16 protein-coding genes are annotated in these 18,073 nt (G+C 71.2%); 6 read left to right on the plus strand and 10 right to left on the minus strand.

What is annotated here, in order from left to right; translation table 11 throughout:
- Positions 1-428 precede the first annotated feature (428 nt).
- From IE195_RS19925 to IE195_RS19940, 4 genes are all read right to left on the minus strand, one after another.
- Positions 429-1,457: a M23 family metallopeptidase gene (locus tag IE195_RS19925; protein WP_191273778.1), complete on the minus strand. Its 1,029-nt coding sequence runs from the start codon at positions 1,455-1,457 to the stop codon at positions 429-431.
- A 100-nt stretch (positions 1,458-1,557) separates the two neighbouring features.
- Entirely contained in the window at positions 1,558-2,133 is a 576-nt protein-coding gene (locus IE195_RS19930; RefSeq protein ID WP_191273780.1) for a methylated-DNA--[protein]-cysteine S-methyltransferase, read from the minus strand.
- Positions 2,130-3,581 carry a DNA-3-methyladenine glycosylase 2 gene (locus tag IE195_RS19935; protein ID WP_225942541.1) on the minus strand — a complete coding sequence of 484 codons (1,452 nt, stop codon included), beginning with the start codon at positions 3,579-3,581 and terminating at the stop codon, positions 2,130-2,132. The genes IE195_RS19930 and IE195_RS19935 overlap by 4 nt, the downstream gene beginning before the upstream one ends.
- Before the next feature lie 69 nt (positions 3,582-3,650).
- Complete coding sequence (locus IE195_RS19940; protein WP_191273782.1) at positions 3,651-3,980, minus strand: hypothetical protein; 330 nt, start codon at positions 3,978-3,980, stop codon at positions 3,651-3,653.
- A 148-nt stretch (positions 3,981-4,128) separates the two neighbouring features.
- Between IE195_RS19940 and icmB the strand changes: the two genes are divergently transcribed.
- The 3 genes from icmB to sucD all read left to right on the plus strand — a co-directional run bounded on the left by icmB (position 4,129) and on the right by sucD (position 6,980).
- Positions 4,129-4,539 (plus strand): coenzyme B12-dependent isobutyryl CoA mutase small subunit, encoded by a 411-nt coding sequence (gene icmB / locus IE195_RS19945; protein WP_191273784.1) that lies wholly within the window; start codon positions 4,129-4,131, stop codon positions 4,537-4,539.
- 366 nt (positions 4,540-4,905) lie between these two features.
- Positions 4,906-6,087, plus strand: coding sequence for an ADP-forming succinate--CoA ligase subunit beta (sucC, locus tag IE195_RS19950; protein ID WP_191273786.1), 1,182 nt, complete (start codon positions 4,906-4,908; stop codon positions 6,085-6,087).
- A gap of 14 nt (positions 6,088-6,101) precedes the next feature.
- The gene (sucD, locus tag IE195_RS19955) at positions 6,102-6,980 is read left to right on the plus strand and encodes a succinate--CoA ligase subunit alpha (RefSeq protein ID WP_191273788.1); all 879 of its coding nucleotides are present in this window, start codon (positions 6,102-6,104) and stop codon (positions 6,978-6,980) included.
- 127 nt (positions 6,981-7,107) lie between these two features.
- Here sucD and IE195_RS19960 read toward each other — a convergent pair whose 3' ends face one another.
- Positions 7,108-7,641 carry a DUF1707 SHOCT-like domain-containing protein gene (locus IE195_RS19960; RefSeq protein ID WP_191273790.1) on the minus strand — a complete coding sequence of 178 codons (534 nt, stop codon included), beginning with the start codon at positions 7,639-7,641 and terminating at the stop codon, positions 7,108-7,110.
- Positions 7,642-7,795: 154 nt separating this feature from the next.
- Between IE195_RS19960 and IE195_RS19965 the strand changes: the two genes are divergently transcribed.
- Positions 7,796-9,430 (plus strand): cell division protein PerM, encoded by a 1,635-nt coding sequence (locus IE195_RS19965; protein WP_229826332.1) that lies wholly within the window; start codon positions 7,796-7,798, stop codon positions 9,428-9,430.
- A 4-nt stretch (positions 9,431-9,434) separates the two neighbouring features.
- Here the strand turns inward: IE195_RS19965 and IE195_RS19970 are convergent, their stop codons facing one another.
- From IE195_RS19970 to mfd, 3 genes are all read right to left on the minus strand, one after another.
- A complete protein-coding gene (locus IE195_RS19970) occupies positions 9,435-9,977 on the minus strand; it encodes a hypothetical protein (protein ID WP_191273792.1) in 543 nt (180 codons plus the stop codon).
- A gap of 39 nt (positions 9,978-10,016) precedes the next feature.
- Positions 10,017-10,409: a hypothetical protein gene (locus IE195_RS19975; protein WP_225942540.1), complete on the minus strand. Its 393-nt coding sequence runs from the start codon at positions 10,407-10,409 to the stop codon at positions 10,017-10,019.
- Between the two features lie 124 nt (positions 10,410-10,533).
- Entirely contained in the window at positions 10,534-14,145 is a 3,612-nt protein-coding gene (mfd, locus tag IE195_RS19980; RefSeq protein WP_191273794.1) for a transcription-repair coupling factor, read from the minus strand.
- 489 nt (positions 14,146-14,634) lie between these two features.
- On the opposite strand from mfd, the gene cysC reads away from it, so the two are divergent.
- Both cysC and IE195_RS19990 read left to right on the plus strand, forming a co-directional pair.
- Positions 14,635-16,251, plus strand: coding sequence for an adenylyl-sulfate kinase (gene cysC / locus IE195_RS19985; protein WP_191273796.1), 1,617 nt, complete (start codon positions 14,635-14,637; stop codon positions 16,249-16,251).
- Position 16,252: 1 nt separating this feature from the next.
- Positions 16,253-17,041, plus strand: a complete 789-nt coding sequence (locus IE195_RS19990; protein ID WP_191273798.1) for a nucleoside triphosphate pyrophosphohydrolase — start codon at positions 16,253-16,255, stop codon at positions 17,039-17,041.
- Positions 17,042-17,092: 51 nt separating this feature from the next.
- Here IE195_RS19990 and IE195_RS19995 read toward each other — a convergent pair whose 3' ends face one another.
- Positions 17,093-17,275, minus strand: coding sequence for a DUF397 domain-containing protein (locus IE195_RS19995; RefSeq protein WP_191273800.1), 183 nt, complete (start codon positions 17,273-17,275; stop codon positions 17,093-17,095).
- Positions 17,262-18,073 (minus strand): DUF5753 domain-containing protein (locus IE195_RS20000; protein WP_229826334.1); only part of this gene is annotated, 812 nt, incomplete at its 5' end. The genes IE195_RS20000 and IE195_RS19995, both read right to left, overlap by 14 nt.

Consider the following 18,073-nt stretch of genomic DNA (forward strand, 5'->3'; position numbering starts at 1 on the left):
CCACGGTTTTTCTTGAAGAGAAGGAGGGGAGGGGTCGCTGTTGTGGCGGCCTCTCCCCTTCTTCTTTTTTGTGTCCTGGTTTGTGAACATGTGAATCCTTGGGGGTGGGTGCGCTTCCCGGGGGTGTTCTCCCGGGGTGCGCTTCCCGGAGGGGTGTTCTCCCGGGGGGTGTTCTTCTGGCGGGGTGGGCCCTGTTCTTGTTGCGGTGATCTTGCTACCAGAAGCGATGTCGGCGCTGAGGTTGCTTCTGGTAGCAAGATCACCGTGGCGGGGGTGGGGGTGGGGTGGGGGTGCAGGGACCCGCCCGGGTGCGGTTTCAAACAGCGGGTGGTGGGGGCCTGAACCCCCTGGGGTGCGGGGGCCTGACGAGCGCGGCAACCCCCTGGGGTGGGGAAGCCTGGGAAATGCGGCACCCCAGGGGGAAAGCTTCAGAAGCCGTAGTTGTACATCCAGCCGCCCGGGTAGACGGTGCCGACACCGTTCCGGTAGGCGTAGCCCCCGTAGGACGCGCCCTCGACGAAGGTCCAGCCGCCCAGGGTCAGGCCGTTCAGCGCCACGTACCAGCCCGCGGCGTTCGGATCGGTGTAACCGCGCAGGGCGAAGTGGATGTGGGCCCCGGTGCTGGAACCGCCGGCGCAGACGCTGTTGCCCTGGGTCCCGAGGTAGTGGCCGGTGCCGACGTTGTTACCCGGCAACCACTGGTAGTTCTCCAGGTGGTAGTAGTCCGTGGAGTACCCGTTGTCGTGGATGACCCGGGTCCAGCCGTCACACAGGGAGTAGGCGTAGCCGCCCCGGGCCGCACGGGCCTGGCCGTTGCCGCCGGCGAAGTCCACGGAACTGTACGGCGGACCGCCGCTGAAACCGTGGGGACCGCCGGTCATCACCATGGACGTGCCGATCGAGAACGGCAGGCCGACCCCGGTGTAGGCCATGGCGGAGATCCGGTTGGGGTCGGCGGACGCGGCGACGGTTTCGCGTTCCTCGGTGTCCAGGAGTGAGGAGTCGGCGAGGATCTCGGAGAACTCCTCGGTGCCCTCAAGACCCACGGACCAGACGGCGCCGTCGAGTTCGGCGGCGAACAGCCAGGCGTAGGGGTCCTCGCCCTCGACCTCGGGGGCGGTGACGATGGCGACACCGAAGGCCGCCCCGTCGGTGGCCTCCCTGATGTCGACCCGGACGTCGCGGTCCTGGGCGTCGAGGGTGGAGAGTTCGGTGGCGCGCAGGCCGAGGACGTCCTCGATGACGGAGTCGGCCAGGGACTCCTTGGCGGGGGCCGCGCCGAAGGCGGCCGGGAGGCCCTCGTCGATACCGAGGACCTCCACGTTGTCGGCGGCGCTGAGCGGCTGTGTCGGGGTCTGGGCAGCAGCGGGGGTGGCGGTGGCCGAGACGAGGAGTGCCGTCGCGGCGGTCACCGCGAAGGGCAGGAACGAGGCACGTCGGGAGGCGGGAGGTGTCAACGCTTCTCCTGGGGGAGCGGGGGTCTGAGCACAACCTTTGATTGTTGCTACCGCAGAGTAAGCACGTGCTCATTCCCCGACAAGGGGTGTAACTCGAGGTTCACCCGCCCCGGCCCGCTCGCTCCAGGGTCAGCAGGTACTCCTTGCGCTCCAGCCCGCCCGCGTAGCCCGTCAGGCTTCCGTTGGCGCCGATGACCCGGTGACAGGGGACGATGACGCTGATCGGGTTCCGGCCGTTGGCCGTGCCCACCGCGCGGGAGGCCGTCGGCTTGCCCAGTTCCCCGGCGAGCTGGCCGTAACCGGCGGTCTCCCCGTACGGGATGGTGGTCAGGGCCCGCCACACCCGAAGCTGCCAGGGGGTTCCGGCCGGGGCGAGGGGGAGGTCGAACTCCCGGAGCTCCCCTGCGAAGTACGCGGCCAGCTGCCGGGCCGCCTCGGTGAACGGTTTCGACTCGGCCACCCAGTCCTGGGGGACCGACCGTTCGACACCGTCCCTGGGCGGGGTCAGCACGCCGCCCAGGGCCTCGCCGTCGCCGTGCAGCAGCAGCTCACCCAGCGGGGAGTCCACCGTGGTGTAGCGGGTCGGCCCCGGCAGCGGTTCGCGGAACGGTGTCGCGGTGCGCCTCGGCGGGGCGACCGGCCCCTGGGGCAGATCCAGCGGAAGTTCGGTGTTCATCCTGGTTCCTCTCGGTGCTGTTCTTCGTTGAGCGAGGCCCAGAGCAGGTGGGTGGCGTACGAACGCCACGGGCTCCAAGCCCTGGTCTCGCGGCTCGCGGCGCCCGCCCGGTCCAGGGCCCGGCGTACGCCGAGGTCGGTGGGCAGGAACACGTCCGGGTCCCCGAGGCCGCGCATCCGCACGTACCCGGCGGTCCACGGACCGATCCCGCGCAGTTCCACCAGACGCCGCTCCGCCTCGTCACGGTCGCAGCCCGGCCCCAGAACCACCCGGCCGGAGGCGATCGCCCCCGCCACAGACACCAGGGCCCGGCCCCGCGCAACGGGGACGGACAGGTCGGAGGGGTCGGCGGCGGCCAGGGCCCCGGGGGTGGGGAACGTATGGGTGAGCCCGCCGTCCGGCGTCCGAAGCCGCTCTCCGAACCGGGCCACCAGGCGTCCCGCCAGCGTACGCGCGGCCCGGACCGAGACCTGTTGGCCCAGGACCGCCCGGACCGCCAGCTCCGCCGGGTCCACGTGCCCCGGGGCTCGCACCCCCGGGTGCCGTCGCAGGACCGGGCCCAGTACGGGGTCCGGGCCGAGCACCTCCCCGACTGCCTGCGGGTCGGCGTCCAGGTCCAGCAGGCTCCGGCAGCGGCGCACGGCGCTGGACAGGTCGCGCGGTTCGGTCAGCCGCAGTCGGCACAGCACGTGCCCGGAACCCGGGGAGAGTTCGGCGACGGCGGGCCCGTGCGGCAGCCGCAGCGTCCGCCGGTACACGCCGCCGGAGTACTCCTCCACCCCCGGGACGGCCCGGTCGCCGAGGAAGGACAGCATCCCGTCCAGGTCGATCCGGCCCCGGTAGGGCAGCCGCAGCGCGATCGAGCCCGGAGCGGCGGCACGCCCGCCGCCCCGGCCCGCCGCGGCCCGCATCTGGGACGGGGAGCGGTCGAACACCGCGCGCACGGTCTCGTTGAACTGCCGCACACTCGCGAACCCGGACGCGAAGGCGGCGTCCGCCATCGGCATGTCCGTGGTCTCCACGAGGACACGGGCGGTGTGCGCACGTTCGGTCCGGGCCAGGGCCAGCGGCCCCGCTCCGACCTCGGCGCTGAGCAGCCGGTTCAGCTGGCGCTCGCTGTAGCCGAGGGCGTCGGCGAGCGCACCCACGCCGCCCCGGTCGACGGCGCCGTCGTGGATGAGCCGGACGGCCCGGCCCACCACGTCGGCGCGCACGTTCCATTCGGGTGACCCGGGCACGGTGTCCGGGCGGCACCGCTTACAGGCGCGGAACCCCGACTCCTGCGCGGCGGCCGCGGTCCGGTAGAAGCGGACGTTCTCCCTGCGCGGGGTCACCGCCGGACAACTGGGGCGGCAGTAGATGCCCGTGGTGCGCACGGCGGTGTAGAAGACACCGTCGAAGCGGGCGTCCCTGCTGTGTACCGCGCGGTAGCGCTGTTCGTCGTCCATCACAACCACCATGTTCACCGACGGAGGAGCTTCGGTGCTGGCGGTTTTCGGACATGGCGGTCGAGGGGGTCAGTCCTGTGCCCGATTCCCTCCCGGTTCCTCGCCTCCGCTCCGCGCCGCCGTGCCGTGCTCCTCCAGGTACTGGATGTAGACGGGGCGGAGCGCCTCCTGCACCTCGGGGTCGTTCTCCGAGGAGAGCGCCTCGTAGAGGAAGCCGGACGCCTGGGCGACGCTGGCCTCGCTGGCGTCCATGTTGCCCGCGACGGCCTCCGCGGCGGGGATCAGGCCCAACAACCGCCAGAAGAAACGTACGTCCCACCGTTGCCGTGCCAGCTCCACGGCGCGTTCGCGCAGGTCTTCGGTGCTGGTCTGCTCGAAACCGGTCACGTGGTCGTCCATGTCCCGGAAGATACCCGCACCCGCGCCCGGCATCCGTAAGTGACCTGAGTTACTCTTCACACGAGTTCATCATCTCCACTCCGGGTGTCCGGGAGGCCCTCACAAGGGGCGCCGGGTGCGCGCGGGGGAACGTAGTGAGGGGTACGCCATGGCCGAGGCCGCAGCACGGGTCGTCGTCGCGAAGCCGGGACTGGACGGGCACGACCGGGGCGTGAAGATCGTCGCCCGGGTCCTGCGGGACGCGGGGGTGGAGGTCATCTACACCGGTCTGCGCCAGACACCCGAGATGATCGTGGCGGCAGCTCTGCAGGAGGACGCGGACGCCATCGGGCTGTCGGTGCTCTCGGGCGCCCACATGACCATGTTCGGCCGGGTCATGGAGCTGCTGAGGGAGAACGACGCCACCGACATCCGGGTGTTCGGCGGGGGGATCATCCCCGACTCCGACATCGCGGCGCTGGAGGAGATGGGTGTCGCCAGGATCTTCACACCGGGGGCGCCCACCGCGGAGATCGCGGAGTGGGTGCGCGAGAACATCCGGCCCGCGCACGCGGCCTGACCGCACCGTGACGTTCGTCGCACCCCGGTAGAAGCCCGATGCTGGGCGAAAGTGCCCGGGAACGGTGTTATCCGGGGTGTCACTGGTCACATAAATTCCCATGCGGGGGCCGTTCCGGTGCCGCATGAGCGGCTTTTGGGCCCTGATCCGCCGGAGCAACGCCGCCCCGGTGTCCGGCGGTCGGATCGCGGGCGACTAAGCTTTCGCATGTCGCGGGTGGCAACGCCGCGGCGATCTCGATCCTGAGTAGGCGGCTCAACCCCAGCGGGGTTTGCGTCGTGTGACACCTGTTCAGTACGTCACCGCCGATCCGGACACGCCACCCCGGTACACACTTGAGCCAGCGAGTTACAAGGACGGACCCTCGTGGACCTGTTCGAATACCAGGCGAAGCAACTCTTCGCAGAGTACGGGGTTCCCGTACCCCAGGGGAAGGTGGCGAGCACGGCCGCTGAGGCGCGTGCCATCGCTGATGAGTTCGCCGCCGCGGGCAAGCCCCGCGTCGTCGTGAAGGCCCAGGTCAAGACCGGTGGCCGCGGTAAGGCCGGCGGCGTCAAGGTCGCCGACGACCCCGAGGACGCCCAGGCCAAGGCCGAGCAGATCCTCGGCATGGACATCAAGGGCCACACGGTCCACCGTGTCCTGGTCGAAGAGGCGAGTGACATCGCCGAGGAGTACTACTTCTCCTTCCTGCTCGACCGCGCCAACCGTGACTTCCTCGCCATCTGCTCCAAAGAGGGCGGCGTGGAGATCGAGGAGGTCGCCGAGACCAACCCCGACGCGGTAGCGAAGATCTCGATCGACGCCCTCAAGGGCGCCCCGGCCGACGTCGCCGCGGAGATCGTCAAGGCGGGCAAGCTGCCCGAGGCCGCCGTCGCGGGTGCCACGGAGATCATCACCAAGCTCTGGGACGCCTTCGTCGGCAAGGACGCCACCCTCGCGGAGGTGAACCCGCTCATCCTGACCAAGGACGGCCGGGTCGTCGCCCTCGACGGCAAGGTGACCCTGGACGAGAACGCCGAGTTCCGCCAGGACCTGGAGAGCCTGACCTTCGCCGCGGAGGGTGACCCGCTAGAGGTCGCCGCCAAGGCCAAGGGCCTCAACTACGTCAAGCTCGACGGCGAGGTCGGCATCATCGGTAACGGTGCCGGTCTGGTCATGTCGACGCTGGACGTGGTCGCCTACGCCGGTGAGAACCACGGCGGGGTCAAGCCCGCCAACTTCCTCGACATCGGTGGCGGTGCCTCGGCCGAGGTCATGGCCAACGGCCTGGAGATCATCCTGGGCGACCCCGCCGTCAAGAGCGTGTTCGTCAACGTCTTCGGCGGCATCACCGCCTGCGACGCCGTGGCCAACGGCATCGTGCAGGCGCTGGAGCTGCTGGAGAAGCGCGGCGACGACGTCAGCAAGCCGCTGGTCGTCCGCCTGGACGGCAACAACGCCGAGCTGGGCCGCCAGATCCTCGACGAGCGCGCCCACCCGGCCGTTCGACGGGTCGACACGATGGACGGCGCTGCCGCTCAGGCCGCCGAGCTCGCGGCGAAGTAGGGGACGAAAACACCATGGCTATCTTCCTGAACAAGGACAGCAAGGTGCTGGTCCAGGGCATGACCGGCTCTGAGGGCACCAAGCACACCCGTCGCATGCTCGCGTCGGGCACCAACGTCGTCGGTGGCGTGAACCCGCGCAAGGCCGGCCAGAAGGTCGACTTCGACGGCACCGAGGTCCCGGTCTTCGGCTCGGTCGCCGACGGCATGGCCGCCACCGGCGCCGACGTCACCGTGATCTTCGTTCCGCCGAAGTTCTCCAAGGACGCCGTCATCGAGGCGATCGACGCCGAGATCGGTCTGGCCGTCGTGATCACCGAGGGCATCCCGGTCCACGACACCGCCGCCTTCTGGGCCTACGCCGGTTCCAAGGGCAACAAGACCCGGATCATCGGCCCGAACTGCCCCGGTCTGATCACCCCGGGCCAGTCCAACGCCGGCATCATCCCGGCCGACATCACCAAGCCGGGCCGTATCGGCCTGGTCTCGAAGTCGGGCACGCTCACGTACCAGATGATGTACGAGCTGCGCGACATCGGCTTCTCGTCCGCCGTCGGCATCGGTGGCGACCCGATCATCGGCACCACGCACATCGACGCCCTGGCGGCCTTCGAGGCCGACCCGGACACCGACGTGATCGTGATGATCGGTGAGATCGGCGGCGACGCCGAGGAGCGCGCGGCCGCGTTCATCAAGGAGAACGTGACCAAGCCGGTCGTCGGCTACGTCGCGGGCTTCACCGCCCCGGAGGGCAAGACCATGGGCCACGCCGGCGCCATCGTCTCCGGTTCCTCCGGCACGGCCGCCGCCAAGAAGGAGGCCCTCGAGGCCGCTGGCGTCAAGGTCGGCAAGACCCCGAGCGAGACCGCCAACCTGGCGCGCGAGCTCTTCTAGTCCCAGGGGCCGTGCCCCGGGCTCGTCGTTCGCGAACGGCTCCGCCCCGCCACCGGATCACCGGTAGGCGGGGCGGAGCCGTTTCGTGTGTCGGCCGCCGTCCGGTCGCCCCGACGGACCGGCCGGGTCACTTCTCGGTCTCGGGGCGGTTCTCCGCGCGTCGGCGCAGACCCTGCACCGTGGCGACGGTGACGGCGGGGACCATGAACACCACCATGAAGATCGCCCAGCCGATCAGGGCGCCGGCGCTGCCGCTGGTGATCGCGGGGATTCCCCACAGGATGAAGAAGAACCCGCCGAGGAAGATCAGGCCGTTCATGTTGGGGCCGCGGCCTTCGCGTTTGGCTGGTGCGGACGACTCCGACGCGCTCTCGGCGACCTCGCCCTCCCGCGGCCCGGGGACGGCGGGGGAGCCGGCGGCCGGTGCCGGGCCGACCGGTTCGGGTGCGGTGACGGCGCTGGGGACCAGTCTGCGCGGCAGGTCCTCGAAGAGCGGGATCAGACCGGTGTTGCTGACCGCCCGGAGCGCCGCGTCCGTCCGGCGCTCGTGCTCCTCGGTGTCCAGCCGCCCCTCCTCGAACGCCAACCGCAGGTTTCCGAGCGCCTCGTCGCGTTCGGTGTCGGACAGACGGTAGCGGTGGTCGGGTTCGAGCTCTCCCATATGGTGTCCTTCGTGCGGGGGTGACCGGGCTCTCATCTTACGACGTATCGCGTTTGCTTCCGGTTCCGGACGGAGCCGGGGCACGGCCGATGCGGACACGACACGCGCGGCCGGGATACCACGGAGCATTCCGGTCCCTGGCAGCATAAGTCGGGTGAGTACGCCAGGAACTCCCCCTGCCAGAGGCCGCCCGTCCCGCGGCGGTGCCGCCCCCGCGTTCCAGGGTGCGCCCCGCCCGGTCTACTCCACCGGGGGGATCGCCGCCGCCTCGGCCGCGGGTATCGGGCTGGCGGTGATCGTCACCCTCACCATGATCGGTTGGGTCGCCGCCCCCCACGACACCTTCGGCGAGGACATCGCCGACCTGCTGCGCGGTGCCGTCCTGGCCTGGTTGGTGGGACACCACGTGTCCTTCTCGATCGCGGAGGGCCAGATCAGTCTGCTTCCGTTGGGGCTGGTACTGCTGCCGGGCCTGGTGCTGTACCGGTTCGGGCACTGGCTGGCCCGCAACTGTGAGATCGGGCGCCTGCGCCACGTCTACCGGGCGGCGCTGGCGATCGCCGGACCCTACGCGGCGATCGCCGGCACGCTCGCGCTGCTCGCACGGACCGACGAGGTCGTTCCGAGCATGCCGCGCGCCCTCCTGATGGGGTTCGTGATCGCGTTCCTCGCCGGCGGGCTGGGTGTGCTCCGCCAGCTGATGCGGGAGAAGGGGGTGGCCGTCCAGGACCTGCTCGACCTGATGCCCGCACGGTCCCGGTCGCTCCTGGTGGGCATGCTCGTCTCGACGGGGGTCCTGTTGGCCGGGGGGCTGGTGCTGTTCCTGGTGGCGTTGGCGGTGAGCCTGCCCGAGGCGATCGACGCCACGCGCGTGCTCGCCCCCGGGGTGGTCGGCGGTGCGCTCCTGCTGATCGTCCAGTTGGCCTACCTGCCCAACGCGGTGGTCTTCGCGGTCTGTTACGCGCTCGGGCCCGGTTTCGCCATGGGCGGGGGGACGGAGGTCGCACCGACCGGGGTGTCGGTGGGCGCGTTGCCCTCGCTGCCGATGCTCGCGGCGCTGCCCGAGAACGGGGCCGCCCCGGCGCTGTCCCTGGCCGCGCTGGCGGTGCCGTTCGCGGCGGGCGCTATCGGCGGAGTACTGACCCAGCGCAGCGCACCGGACGTGGTCAGTGAGGCGGCCCCCCTGTGGGGTTTCGTGTGCGGGGTGACCACGGGCATGCTCTGCGCGGCGCTGGCAGGACTGGCGGGCGGGTCGCTGGGGGCCCAGCGGCTCACCGAGATGGGCCCCTCGGCCTGGCAGGTCGGTCTGGTGGCCGCACTGGAGGTGGGTGTGGCCGCGGCGGTGGCGGCGTGGATAGCGAACTGGTGGTACACGCGCAAGCTGTCCCGGGAGGCCGCCACCCGGCGGGAGCAGGCCGGGGCGGAGCGTTCCGAACCCTCCCAGCCGGTGGTGGAGCTGCCCGAGGACGTGCCGGTGGGCAAGGGGCTGGCCACGGTCACGGCGCTGCGCCCCCGCGAGGAGGAGCCGGTCCAGCAGCCACGGGAGCAGACCATTGTCGAGCGCAGGGCCGAGCTGAAGCGGGCACGGCAGGCCCGCAGACAGGACAGGGCCGCCGAGTGGCGGGCCCGCAGGGAGGCCCGCCGGGAGCTCCGGTCCCAACGGCGTGCGGAGAAACGGGCCGGGGGCGGCGGCTGGTGGCGCCGTAGGGCCGACGAGGAAGCCGAGGAGGAGATGTACGGCATCACCTACGAGGCGACGGCACCGGAGGAGCCGGACCGGAACGGCTGAGGGGTCAGCGGCTACCGGTCGCCCGGTTCCGGTGCTTGCGTGCCCGGCGCCGCTGCTTGGGGGTCATGTCCGGTGACGGTGCGCGGGCGGTGAGCTGCCGGGGTTCGGCGGACCGGCGGCGCGCCCGGGGCAGGAGCGGCGCCACGAGGGCGGCCAGCCCGCCCGCGCCCAGCAGGAGGAGGAACACCCCGGTGAGTACGACACCCCCGGTGGAGTTCCTGCGCGAGTTCGCGAACTCCGTGTTCACCGCCGCGGCCGGGTCCCAGAGCAGCGTCAGCCCGGTGCCGAGGAAACCCAGGGCCAGGGGCGCCACGCCCAGGGGCCACCACTTCAGCCACGCGAGCGGCACCAGCAGGGCGAGTCCGAGCACGGCGCCCAGGAGTGCGGTCAGCGCCGCGAAGGCCGCCTCCGGAACATCCACGAAGGAGGAGGTCAGTTCCCGGTGCGCCCCGAAGGACCCCGGGGGGACCAGCAGCAGGCATGCCGCGCCCGCCCACCGGGAACCGCGTCTGCGCGGGTCGGCCCGGGGAGCGCGCTGTCTCGACATGGCGGGCAGTCTAGCCGCGCCCCGGGCAGCGGGGCCGGCTCAGGTCCCGGCGGAGGGGGTGGACGGCTCCCGCAGCATGAGGGCCAGGCCGACGGCGAGCGGAACGGACCACCACAGCTGGTACCAGAACACCTCGGCCAGCGCCTGCCACGGTGTGGTGCCCACGGCCGCTCCGACCAGGGCGCCCAGGGTCACGGCCCGGACCGTCCGGCCCGGCAGGGGAGTGACCAGGCGCAGGGCCAGCACCCCGACCGCCACCAGGCAGGCGAGGAGGAAGACCCTGTGCGCGAGGAGGTCGGGGACCGCCGCCTCCCAGGAGGTCCAGCCCAGCAGTGCGGCCGCGCCCACGAGCACGGCCGCGCCCGCCGCGGGAAGGGTTCTCGTGCGCTCCGTCGACGTTCGCTGTTCTTCGGGGGCGTGTCTCGAAGTCATGGAAGCCTCCTGGCGCACCATGCCCGTTGCCTGACGGTTCCAAGCGCACGTTCCCACCACGGACACGGACACGGGCGGAGGGCACGGCCCGAAGACAGTGCCCTCCGCCCGCGCCTTCGCCCGGCTACTCGCCCTTCGGCTGGGCCCGGCGCTTCTCCGGCTCGAAGATCGCGTTCACCAGGTCGGTGCACCACTTGAGCAGTTCCAGGTCGCGCAGCGGCTTGCCGCCCAGCCCGCCGGCCTTGGGGACCGGGACCAGGAGGGTCCTGGTGGCCTCCTTCCGGATGGACTTGGGGTACATCCGCCGCAGCCGCAACTCCTGGGACTCGCGCAGCTCCACCGGGGAGAACCGGATCTGGTTGCCCTGCATGACCACGTCCGCCAACCCGGCGGACTTGGCCAGCACCCGGAACCGGGCCACCGCCATGAGGTTGTCCACCGGCTGCGGCGGGGTGCCGTACCGGTCGGTGAGCTCCTCGTAGGCGGCGAGGATGTCCTCCTCGCTGGCGACGCTCGCGATCCGCTTGTAGGACTGCAGGCGCAGCCGCTCGCCCGGCACGTAGTCGTGCGGGATGTGCGCGTTGATCGGCAGTTCGACCTTGGTCTCGACCTCGGCGGCCGCCTCCGGGTCCCCCTTGAGCTCGGCGACGGCCTCGCCGACCATGCGCACGTACAGGTCGAATCCCACGCCCGCGATCGTCCCGGACTGCTCCGCGCCCAGGATGTTGCCCGCGCCCCGGATCTCCAGGTCCTTCATCGCCACGTACATGCCCGCGCCCATCTCGGTGTGCTGTGCCACCGTAGCCAGCCGCTCGTAGGCGGTCTCGGTCAGCGGCTTCTCCGGCGGGTACAGGAAGTACGCGTAGGCACGGTCACGGCCACGGCCCACCCGGCCGCGCAGCTGGTGCAGCTGGGACAGGCCGTAGGTGTCGGCGCGGTCGATGATCAGCGTGTTGGCGTTGGGCACGTCCAGACCGGACTCGACGATGGTCGTGGAGACCAGGACGTCGAAGTTCTTCTCCCAGAAGTCGACCATGACCTTCTCGAGCTGCTGCTCGTTCATCTGGCCGTGCGCGTACGCCACCCGGGCCTCGGGCACCATGCGTTTGATGGACGCCGCGACCTTGTCGATGGACGCCACCCGGTTGTGCACGAAGAACACCTGGCCCTCGCGCATGAGCTCGCGCCGGATCGCCGCGGTGATCTGCTTCTCCTCGTAGGGCCCCACGAAGGTGAGCACCGGGTGGCGTTCCTCCGGCGGGGTGAGGATCGTGGTCATCTCACGGATGCCGGTCAGACCCATCTCCAGGGTGCGCGGGATGGGTGTGGCCGACATCGACAACACGTCCACCTGGGTGCGCAGCCGCTTCAGGGCCTCCTTGTGCTCGACGCCGAAGCGCTGCTCCTCGTCGATGATGATCAGGCCCAGTTCCTTGAACCGGGTCTCGGCCGACAGCAGCCGGTGCGTGCCGATGACCACGTCGACCTCGCCGGTGCGCAACCCCTCCCGGGTCGCCTCGACCTCGCCGTCGGTCTGGAACCGCGACATCGGTTTGACGGTGACGGGGAAGGAGGCGTAACGCTCGGTGAAGGTCGACAGGTGCTGCTGGACCAGCAGGGTGGTGGGCACCAGCAGGGCGACCTGTTTGCCGTCCTGGACCGCCTTGAACGCGGCGCGCACCGCCACCTCGGTCTTGCCGTAACCCACGTCGCCGCAGATCAGCCGGTCCATCGGGACCGACTTCGACATGTCCTTCTTGACCTCGTCGATCGCGGCCAGCTGGTCGGGCGTCTCCACGTACGGGAAGGCGTCCTCCAGTTCGTGCTGCCACGGGGTGTCCGGGCCGAAGGCGTGCCCGGGCGAGGCCTGCCGTGCCGAGTACAGCCGGATGAGGTCCCCGGCGATCTCGCGGACGACCTTGCGTGCCCGGCTCTTCGCCTTGGTCCACTCGGCGCCGCCCATCTTGGACAGCGTCGGTGCCTCACCGCCCACGTACCGGGTGACCTCGCCGAGCTGCTCGGTCGGCACGAACAGGCGGTCACCGGGCTGGCCGCGCTTGGACGGCGCGTACTCGATGAGCAGGTACTCACGGGTGGCGCCCTGGATCTGCCGGCTCACCATCTCCAGGTACCGGCCGACGCCGTGCTGTTCGTGCACGACGTAGTCACCGGGTTTGAGCTGGAGCGGGTCGACCGTGCCCTTGCGCCTGCTGGGCATCCGGCGCATGTCGCGGGTGGAGGACTTCTGGCCCGCCAGGTCGGTCTCGGTGAGCACCACAGTGTGCACCGACCGCAGCAGGAACCCGTGGTCGACCAGCCCGGTGGTGACGGTGGCGATCGCCTCCTTGGGCGCTTCGGCCAGGTCGGCGGTGAGGGTCGCGCCCAGCCCGGCGTCGCGCAGCATCGCCACCAGGCGTTCGGCGGGGCCGTGCCCCTGGGTGACCAGCACGACGCTCCAGTTGTCGTGCAGCCAGCCCTTGACGTCGGCCAGGGCGCGCTCGGTGTCGCCGCGGTAGGAGTCGGCGGGCACCGCGCCCACCACGACCGCGTCGTCCTCCTCGGCCGGGCCCTTCTCCTCGCCGGAGCTGAACGGTGTCAGCCCCCACCAGGGCAGGTCCAGGTCCGCGGCTGTCGTGCGCAGCTCGGAGATCGACATGTAGGCGGATTCGCCCAGGTCGATGGGGGCCTCTCCGCCGGACGCGGCGTTGATCCAGGAAGCGTCCAGGAACTCGGCGCTGGTGGCCTCCAGTTCCACGGCCCGGGTGCGGATCCGCTCGGGGTCGCAGCCCACCACCATGGCGTTCGGGGGCAGGTGGGTCAGGAAGGGCTCCATGCGTTCGGCGAGTACCGGCGCGAAGGCCTCCATGCCCTCGACCGACACACCGTCGGCGATCTTGGTGAGGACCTCGGCCAGCGAGGGGTGCTCGGCGGCCAGGGCCCGGGCGCGCTCGCGGACGGTGTCGGTGAGCAGCAGTTCCCGGCACGGCGGCGCGAACAGGCCGGAGGCGGCGCTGGTACGCGGGCCGGCGCCGTCGCCGCCCTCGACAGGGGTGATGGAGCGCTGGTCGGCGACCTGGAAGTAGCGGATGTCGTCGACGGTGTCGCCCCAGAACTCCAACCGGAGCGGGTGTTCCTCGGTGGGCGGGAAGACGTCCAGGATGCCGCCGCGTACGGCCATGTCGCCGCGTTTGTCCACCAGGTCCACGCGGGCGTAGCCGGTGTTGGTCAGGGCGCTGACCACGTCCTCCAGCGCGACCTCGTCACCGGGCCGGATCCGGACCGGCTCCAGGTCCCCGAGTCCGGCGACCAGCGGCTGCAGGACGCTGCGGACCGGGGCCACCACCACCCGCAGCGGGCTGGTGAGCGGGTCGGACGGGTCCGGGTGCGCCAGTCGGCGCAGTACCGCCAGGCGCTGGCCCACGGTGTCCGAACGCGGGGAGAGCCGTTCGTGCGGCAGGGTCTCCCAGGCGGGGAAGAGCGCCACCGAGTCCGCGGGCAGCAGTGAGCCGAGCGCGTCGGTCAGGTCGGCGGCCTCCCGCTCGGTGGCGGTGACGGCGAGTACCGGCCGTTCGGCGCCCACGGGCGCGTCGGCGGCCAGCGCCCCCACCATGAAGGGGCGCAGCGCCGCCGGAGCGACGAGGTCGAGATGGGGATCGCGGCCGCTTCGGGCGGTCTCGATCGCGCTGTGCAGTGCCGGGTCCTTGGAGACGTCGGCGAGAAGTCCAATGAGGCTCATAGCACCAGAAAATGGGAGTGGTCCGGTTCAGGCGTCGCGTCCTGCGGTTCGTGCGGTGGCGAGGCGGTTGCAGCCGCGGTCCCCTCCGTGATGTGCCCCGGCACCGGCACCCGCGTGTGTGCGGCGGGCACGGTTGCCGCCGCCCCGCGGGTCGCTGGGGGCGGTCCGTACGTGGGCGGTGACGGTGCGGGCGGCCGTGGCAGAAGGGCCCGGGTCACCCGGCTCCCCTCAGCTTATCCAGTCCGCCCGTCGGGTGCGGGCCGGGTTCGCGGGGTCGGCGGTTCGGAACCGGCGCGACGGCCCCACGGTCCCGGACCCGGGGACCGGGGCGGGCCGTGTTCATGTGAACCTGCTCCGAACAGGCTCTATTCCGGAGCGTCCGCCGTGCCGACGGGCCGGGGCCCCCGTCGGGCATACGCTGGGCGCACGCATTTCGCGGCCGGATCCGAGTCGACGGATCCGAGTGGACAGCCAGAGGAGAGGAAGCGCGTGGTGAGTGCCCACAGGCAGGGGAGCGGGTCGGTCGAGGACACCGGCCGGCAGGCCGCTCCGGTCTTCGCCCCAGGTCCGGACGGTCTCGCCCACCTGGAACTCATCCTCAGCGGCGCCTACCCGCTGCCCGGGTTCATGACCCGGGAGGAGGCGGTGTCGGTGGCGGACCGGGGGCGGTTGCCCGACGGCCGGCCCTGGCCGGTTCCGGTCACCCTGGAGGTACCGGAGGAGCTGGTGGGAGAGGAACGGCTCACCCTCACCGATCTGGAGGGAGCCCCCCTGGCGGAACTGGCGGTACGGGAGAGCTGGGAGTCGCGGGAGGGCACCGGGGAGAGCGGTGCCGCGGTGGCCCGGCACCACCTGGCCGGAGACGTCAGCCTGCTGCGTCCGCCCACGTACGGCGTTCTGCGGGAGCTGCGCCCCACGCCCGCCGAGGTGCGCGCCCAGCGCGGCCTCGAACCCTGCGCGGACCAGCCCCTGCTCGCCGTGGTCACCGACCGGCCCCTGCACCACCGGGCCCTGCACCAGATCCGTGCCGAGGCCGAGGCCCTGGGCAGTGACGGGGAACGCACCGAGATCCTGGTCGTCATCGACACCGGCCTGCACGACGAGGGCCTGGCCGCCGCGGTACTGGCCGCCGAACCGCTGCTGCCCCGCAGCTCGTTCGTCGTGGTCACCCTGCCCCGTTCCCAGGCGCGCGCGGCCGGAAAGCTCGGCGGCACCTGGACCGAACGCGACGTCGCCCTGGCCGCCCACGTCGCCGCCGCCTACGGGGCCACCCACCTGTTGGCCGAGGTCGGAGAGCAGGGGCCCGAGACCGAACGGGTGATGGCGCTCAGGCCGCCGCTGACCGTCCTGGACCCCGAACCCTGGCGGTACGACACCGAACAGGAGCTCTGGAAGCCCCGGACGCACGTCGACCCCCGGGCCGCGCTCGGGGAGCTGCCCGACGCACGGGTCGAGGCGGAGCTGGCGCACGGCCGTGAACTGCCCTCCTGGTTCACCCCGGCCCGGGTCGGCGCCGAACTGGCCCGGCTGCGCCCGGCGCGCACCGAACGCGGCCTCACCCTGCTGTTCACCGGCCTGTCGGGTTCGGGGAAGTCCACCATCGCCCAGGGTGTGTGCGACGGCATCCGCCGTTCCGGGCGCACGGTGACCCTGCTCGACGGCGACGTGGTGCGCCGCATGCTCTCCAAGGGGCTGACCTTCTCCCGGGAGGACCGCGAGCTCAACATCCGCCGTATCGGCTACGTCGCCTCGGAGATCACCCGGCACGGCGGGGTGGCCGTGTGCGCACCGATCGCGCCGTACGCCGTCGGCCGGGCCGAGGTGCGTGCCATGGTGGAGGAGTTCGGGGACTTCTTCCTGGTGCACGTGGCCACCCCCCTGGAGGAGTGCGAGGCCCGCGACCGCAAGGGCCTGTACGCCAAGGCGCGGGCGGGGGAGATCCCCGAGTTCACCGGGATCTCCGACCCCTACGAGGAGCCGGTCGACGCCGACCTGGTGGTCGACACCGTGGACGCGGACCCCGCCGAGTCCGTGGCCCGGGTGATGGCGGCCCTGCGCGAGGGCGGCTGGCTCCCCGTCGCCGACCAGCACGTGAGTGAGGACTGACATGAGCGAAGCGTCGAACCCGGACGGTGCGGTCGAGGCCGCGGAGGGGGGCGCCCCGGCGCCCGGGCACCGGGTGCTGCGCCTGGTGGAGGTCATGGAGACGCTGCGCCGGGAGTGCCCCTGGGACAGTTCCCAGACCCACGAGTCCCTGGCCAAGTACCTGATCCAGGAGTCCTACGAGACCCTGGAGACCATCGAGGACGGCGACTACCCGCAGCTGCGCGAGGAGCTCGGCGACGTCCTGCTCCAGGTGGTCTTCCACGCCGCGATCGGTGCCGAACGCCCTGAGGGCGATCCGGCGCGTTTCACCGTGGACGACGTCGCCGACGCCATCATCGACAAGATGACCCGGCGCCACCCGCACGTGTTCGGCGGGGTGGCGGTGTCCGGAACCGACGAGGTGTGGTCGAACTGGGAGGCCATCAAGGCGGCCGAGCGTGCGGAGAAGGCGAAGGCCAACGGTGGCAGCGGTGAGACCTCGGTGCTGGACGGGGTGCCCTTCGCGCAACCCGCGGTGCTGCTCGCCTACGAGCTCCAGAAGCGGGCCGTGCGCAACGGCTTCCCCGCCGACCTGGTGGGTGACGACGGGGCCGAGGGCGGGGAGCTGTTCGCGGCGGTCGCCGCGGAGCGGGACCAGGGCCGGGACGCCGAGACCGACCTGCGCTCGGCCGCGCGCCGTTTCGACGCCCGGGTCCGCGCGGCGGAGGAGGCCGCGCGGGCGGACGGCCGCGAGCCGCGTGAGCTCACCGAGGAGGAGTGGCGCGGGTACTGGTCGCAGACCAGCGAATGACCGCGAAACACCGACAGCCCCGGACCGACGTCCGGGGCTGTTCAGCTGAGCCTACTTCTGGTCATTCTGGGCGACTGACAGGAAAGCGGCCCATTCGGGGCCGACGAATGCGAGATGTCCGGCGGCACGGTTCTTGGTGTCGCGGACCAGGTGCTCGCCCGGCAGATCGGCGACTTCGACACAGTCGCCCTGGCTCCCGGAGTAGGAGGAGGTGCGGAACTCAAGGGGTGTCATCGGTGAAGCCTTCCATTACATCGGTCAAGAGGGCCCGGGTGTCCACCGTGCCGAGAGCTGACTTGCGTAGGTGCTCGAAGATTCGCCGGTAGCGGGTGAGGTCTTCCGGCGAGTCCAGGAACAGGTTCGCGGTGGGACCCTCCACGTACACGGTCGACAACTCCGCTTCCTCCACGTCCAGCACCGCAAAGCAGGCCATTTCCATCGCCGTGTGGCTTCCGGCAGAGTACGGCAGAACTTGCAGGGTGATGCGGGTTTGTCTGTGGCTCAAGTCTAGGAGGTGGGCCAGTTGGTCGCGCATCACACCCGGCCCTCCCACAGCCTGCCTGACTGCGGCCTCGCCAACGATGGCCCACAGGTGAGGAGCCCCGCGACTGATCCAGTCCTCTTGCCGCCTCATGCGCACCCTGACGAGGTCTTCGATCTCTTCATCTGTGCCTCGCCATGAGGCGGCGCCTGCGGTGATGACAGATCGGGCGTAGTCCTCGGTCTGGAGCAGACCCGGGATCAGCTGGACTTGGTAGGTGGACATGTCCGAGGCGGCTGCCTCAAGCCCGATCAACGTGCCGTAGTGCTTCTCCACCTCATGGCTCTGCCACCACCCGGGAGTCTTTGCCACGCTGCGAAGGTCCATGAGGAGGGCCGTCTCCTCCTCGCTCACTTGGTAGTGGGCGAGCAGGCGATCGAGGCTGTTAATCGAAGGGACCTGTCCATCCGCTCGGCCGGACTCCCACCGGGCTAGCGAGGACGGTTGCGTCTTGACCGCTTTGACCACAGCGGTGAACTGCCTGTCACCTC

The sequence above is a fragment of the Nocardiopsis terrae genome (assembly GCF_014651695.1).
GTDB lineage: Bacteria > Actinomycetota > Actinomycetes > Streptosporangiales > Streptosporangiaceae > Nocardiopsis > Nocardiopsis terrae.

Coding starts and splice junctions, on each gene's coding strand:
- IE195_RS19930 (WP_191273780.1), bottom strand. CDS start 2,133: ATGAACACCGAACTTCCGCTGGATCTGCCCCAGGGGCCGGTCGCCCCG.
- IE195_RS19935 (WP_225942541.1), bottom strand. CDS start 3,581: ATGGACGACGAACAGCGCTACCGCGCGGTACACAGCAGGGACGCCCGC.
- IE195_RS19940 (WP_191273782.1), bottom strand. CDS start 3,980: ATGGACGACCACGTGACCGGTTTCGAGCAGACCAGCACCGAAGACCTG.
- icmB (WP_191273784.1), top strand. CDS start 4,129: ATGGCCGAGGCCGCAGCACGGGTCGTCGTCGCGAAGCCGGGACTGGAC.
- sucD (WP_191273788.1), top strand. CDS start 6,102: ATGGCTATCTTCCTGAACAAGGACAGCAAGGTGCTGGTCCAGGGCATG.
- IE195_RS19960 (WP_191273790.1), bottom strand. CDS start 7,641: ATGGGAGAGCTCGAACCCGACCACCGCTACCGTCTGTCCGACACCGAA.
- IE195_RS19970 (WP_191273792.1), bottom strand. CDS start 9,977: ATGTCGAGACAGCGCGCTCCCCGGGCCGACCCGCGCAGACGCGGTTCC.
- IE195_RS19975 (WP_225942540.1), bottom strand. CDS start 10,409: ATGACTTCGAGACACGCCCCCGAAGAACAGCGAACGTCGACGGAGCGC.
- mfd (WP_191273794.1), bottom strand. CDS start 14,145: ATGAGCCTCATTGGACTTCTCGCCGACGTCTCCAAGGACCCGGCACTG.
- IE195_RS19990 (WP_191273798.1), top strand. CDS start 16,253: ATGAGCGAAGCGTCGAACCCGGACGGTGCGGTCGAGGCCGCGGAGGGG.
- IE195_RS19995 (WP_191273800.1), bottom strand. CDS start 17,275: ATGACACCCCTTGAGTTCCGCACCTCCTCCTACTCCGGGAGCCAGGGC.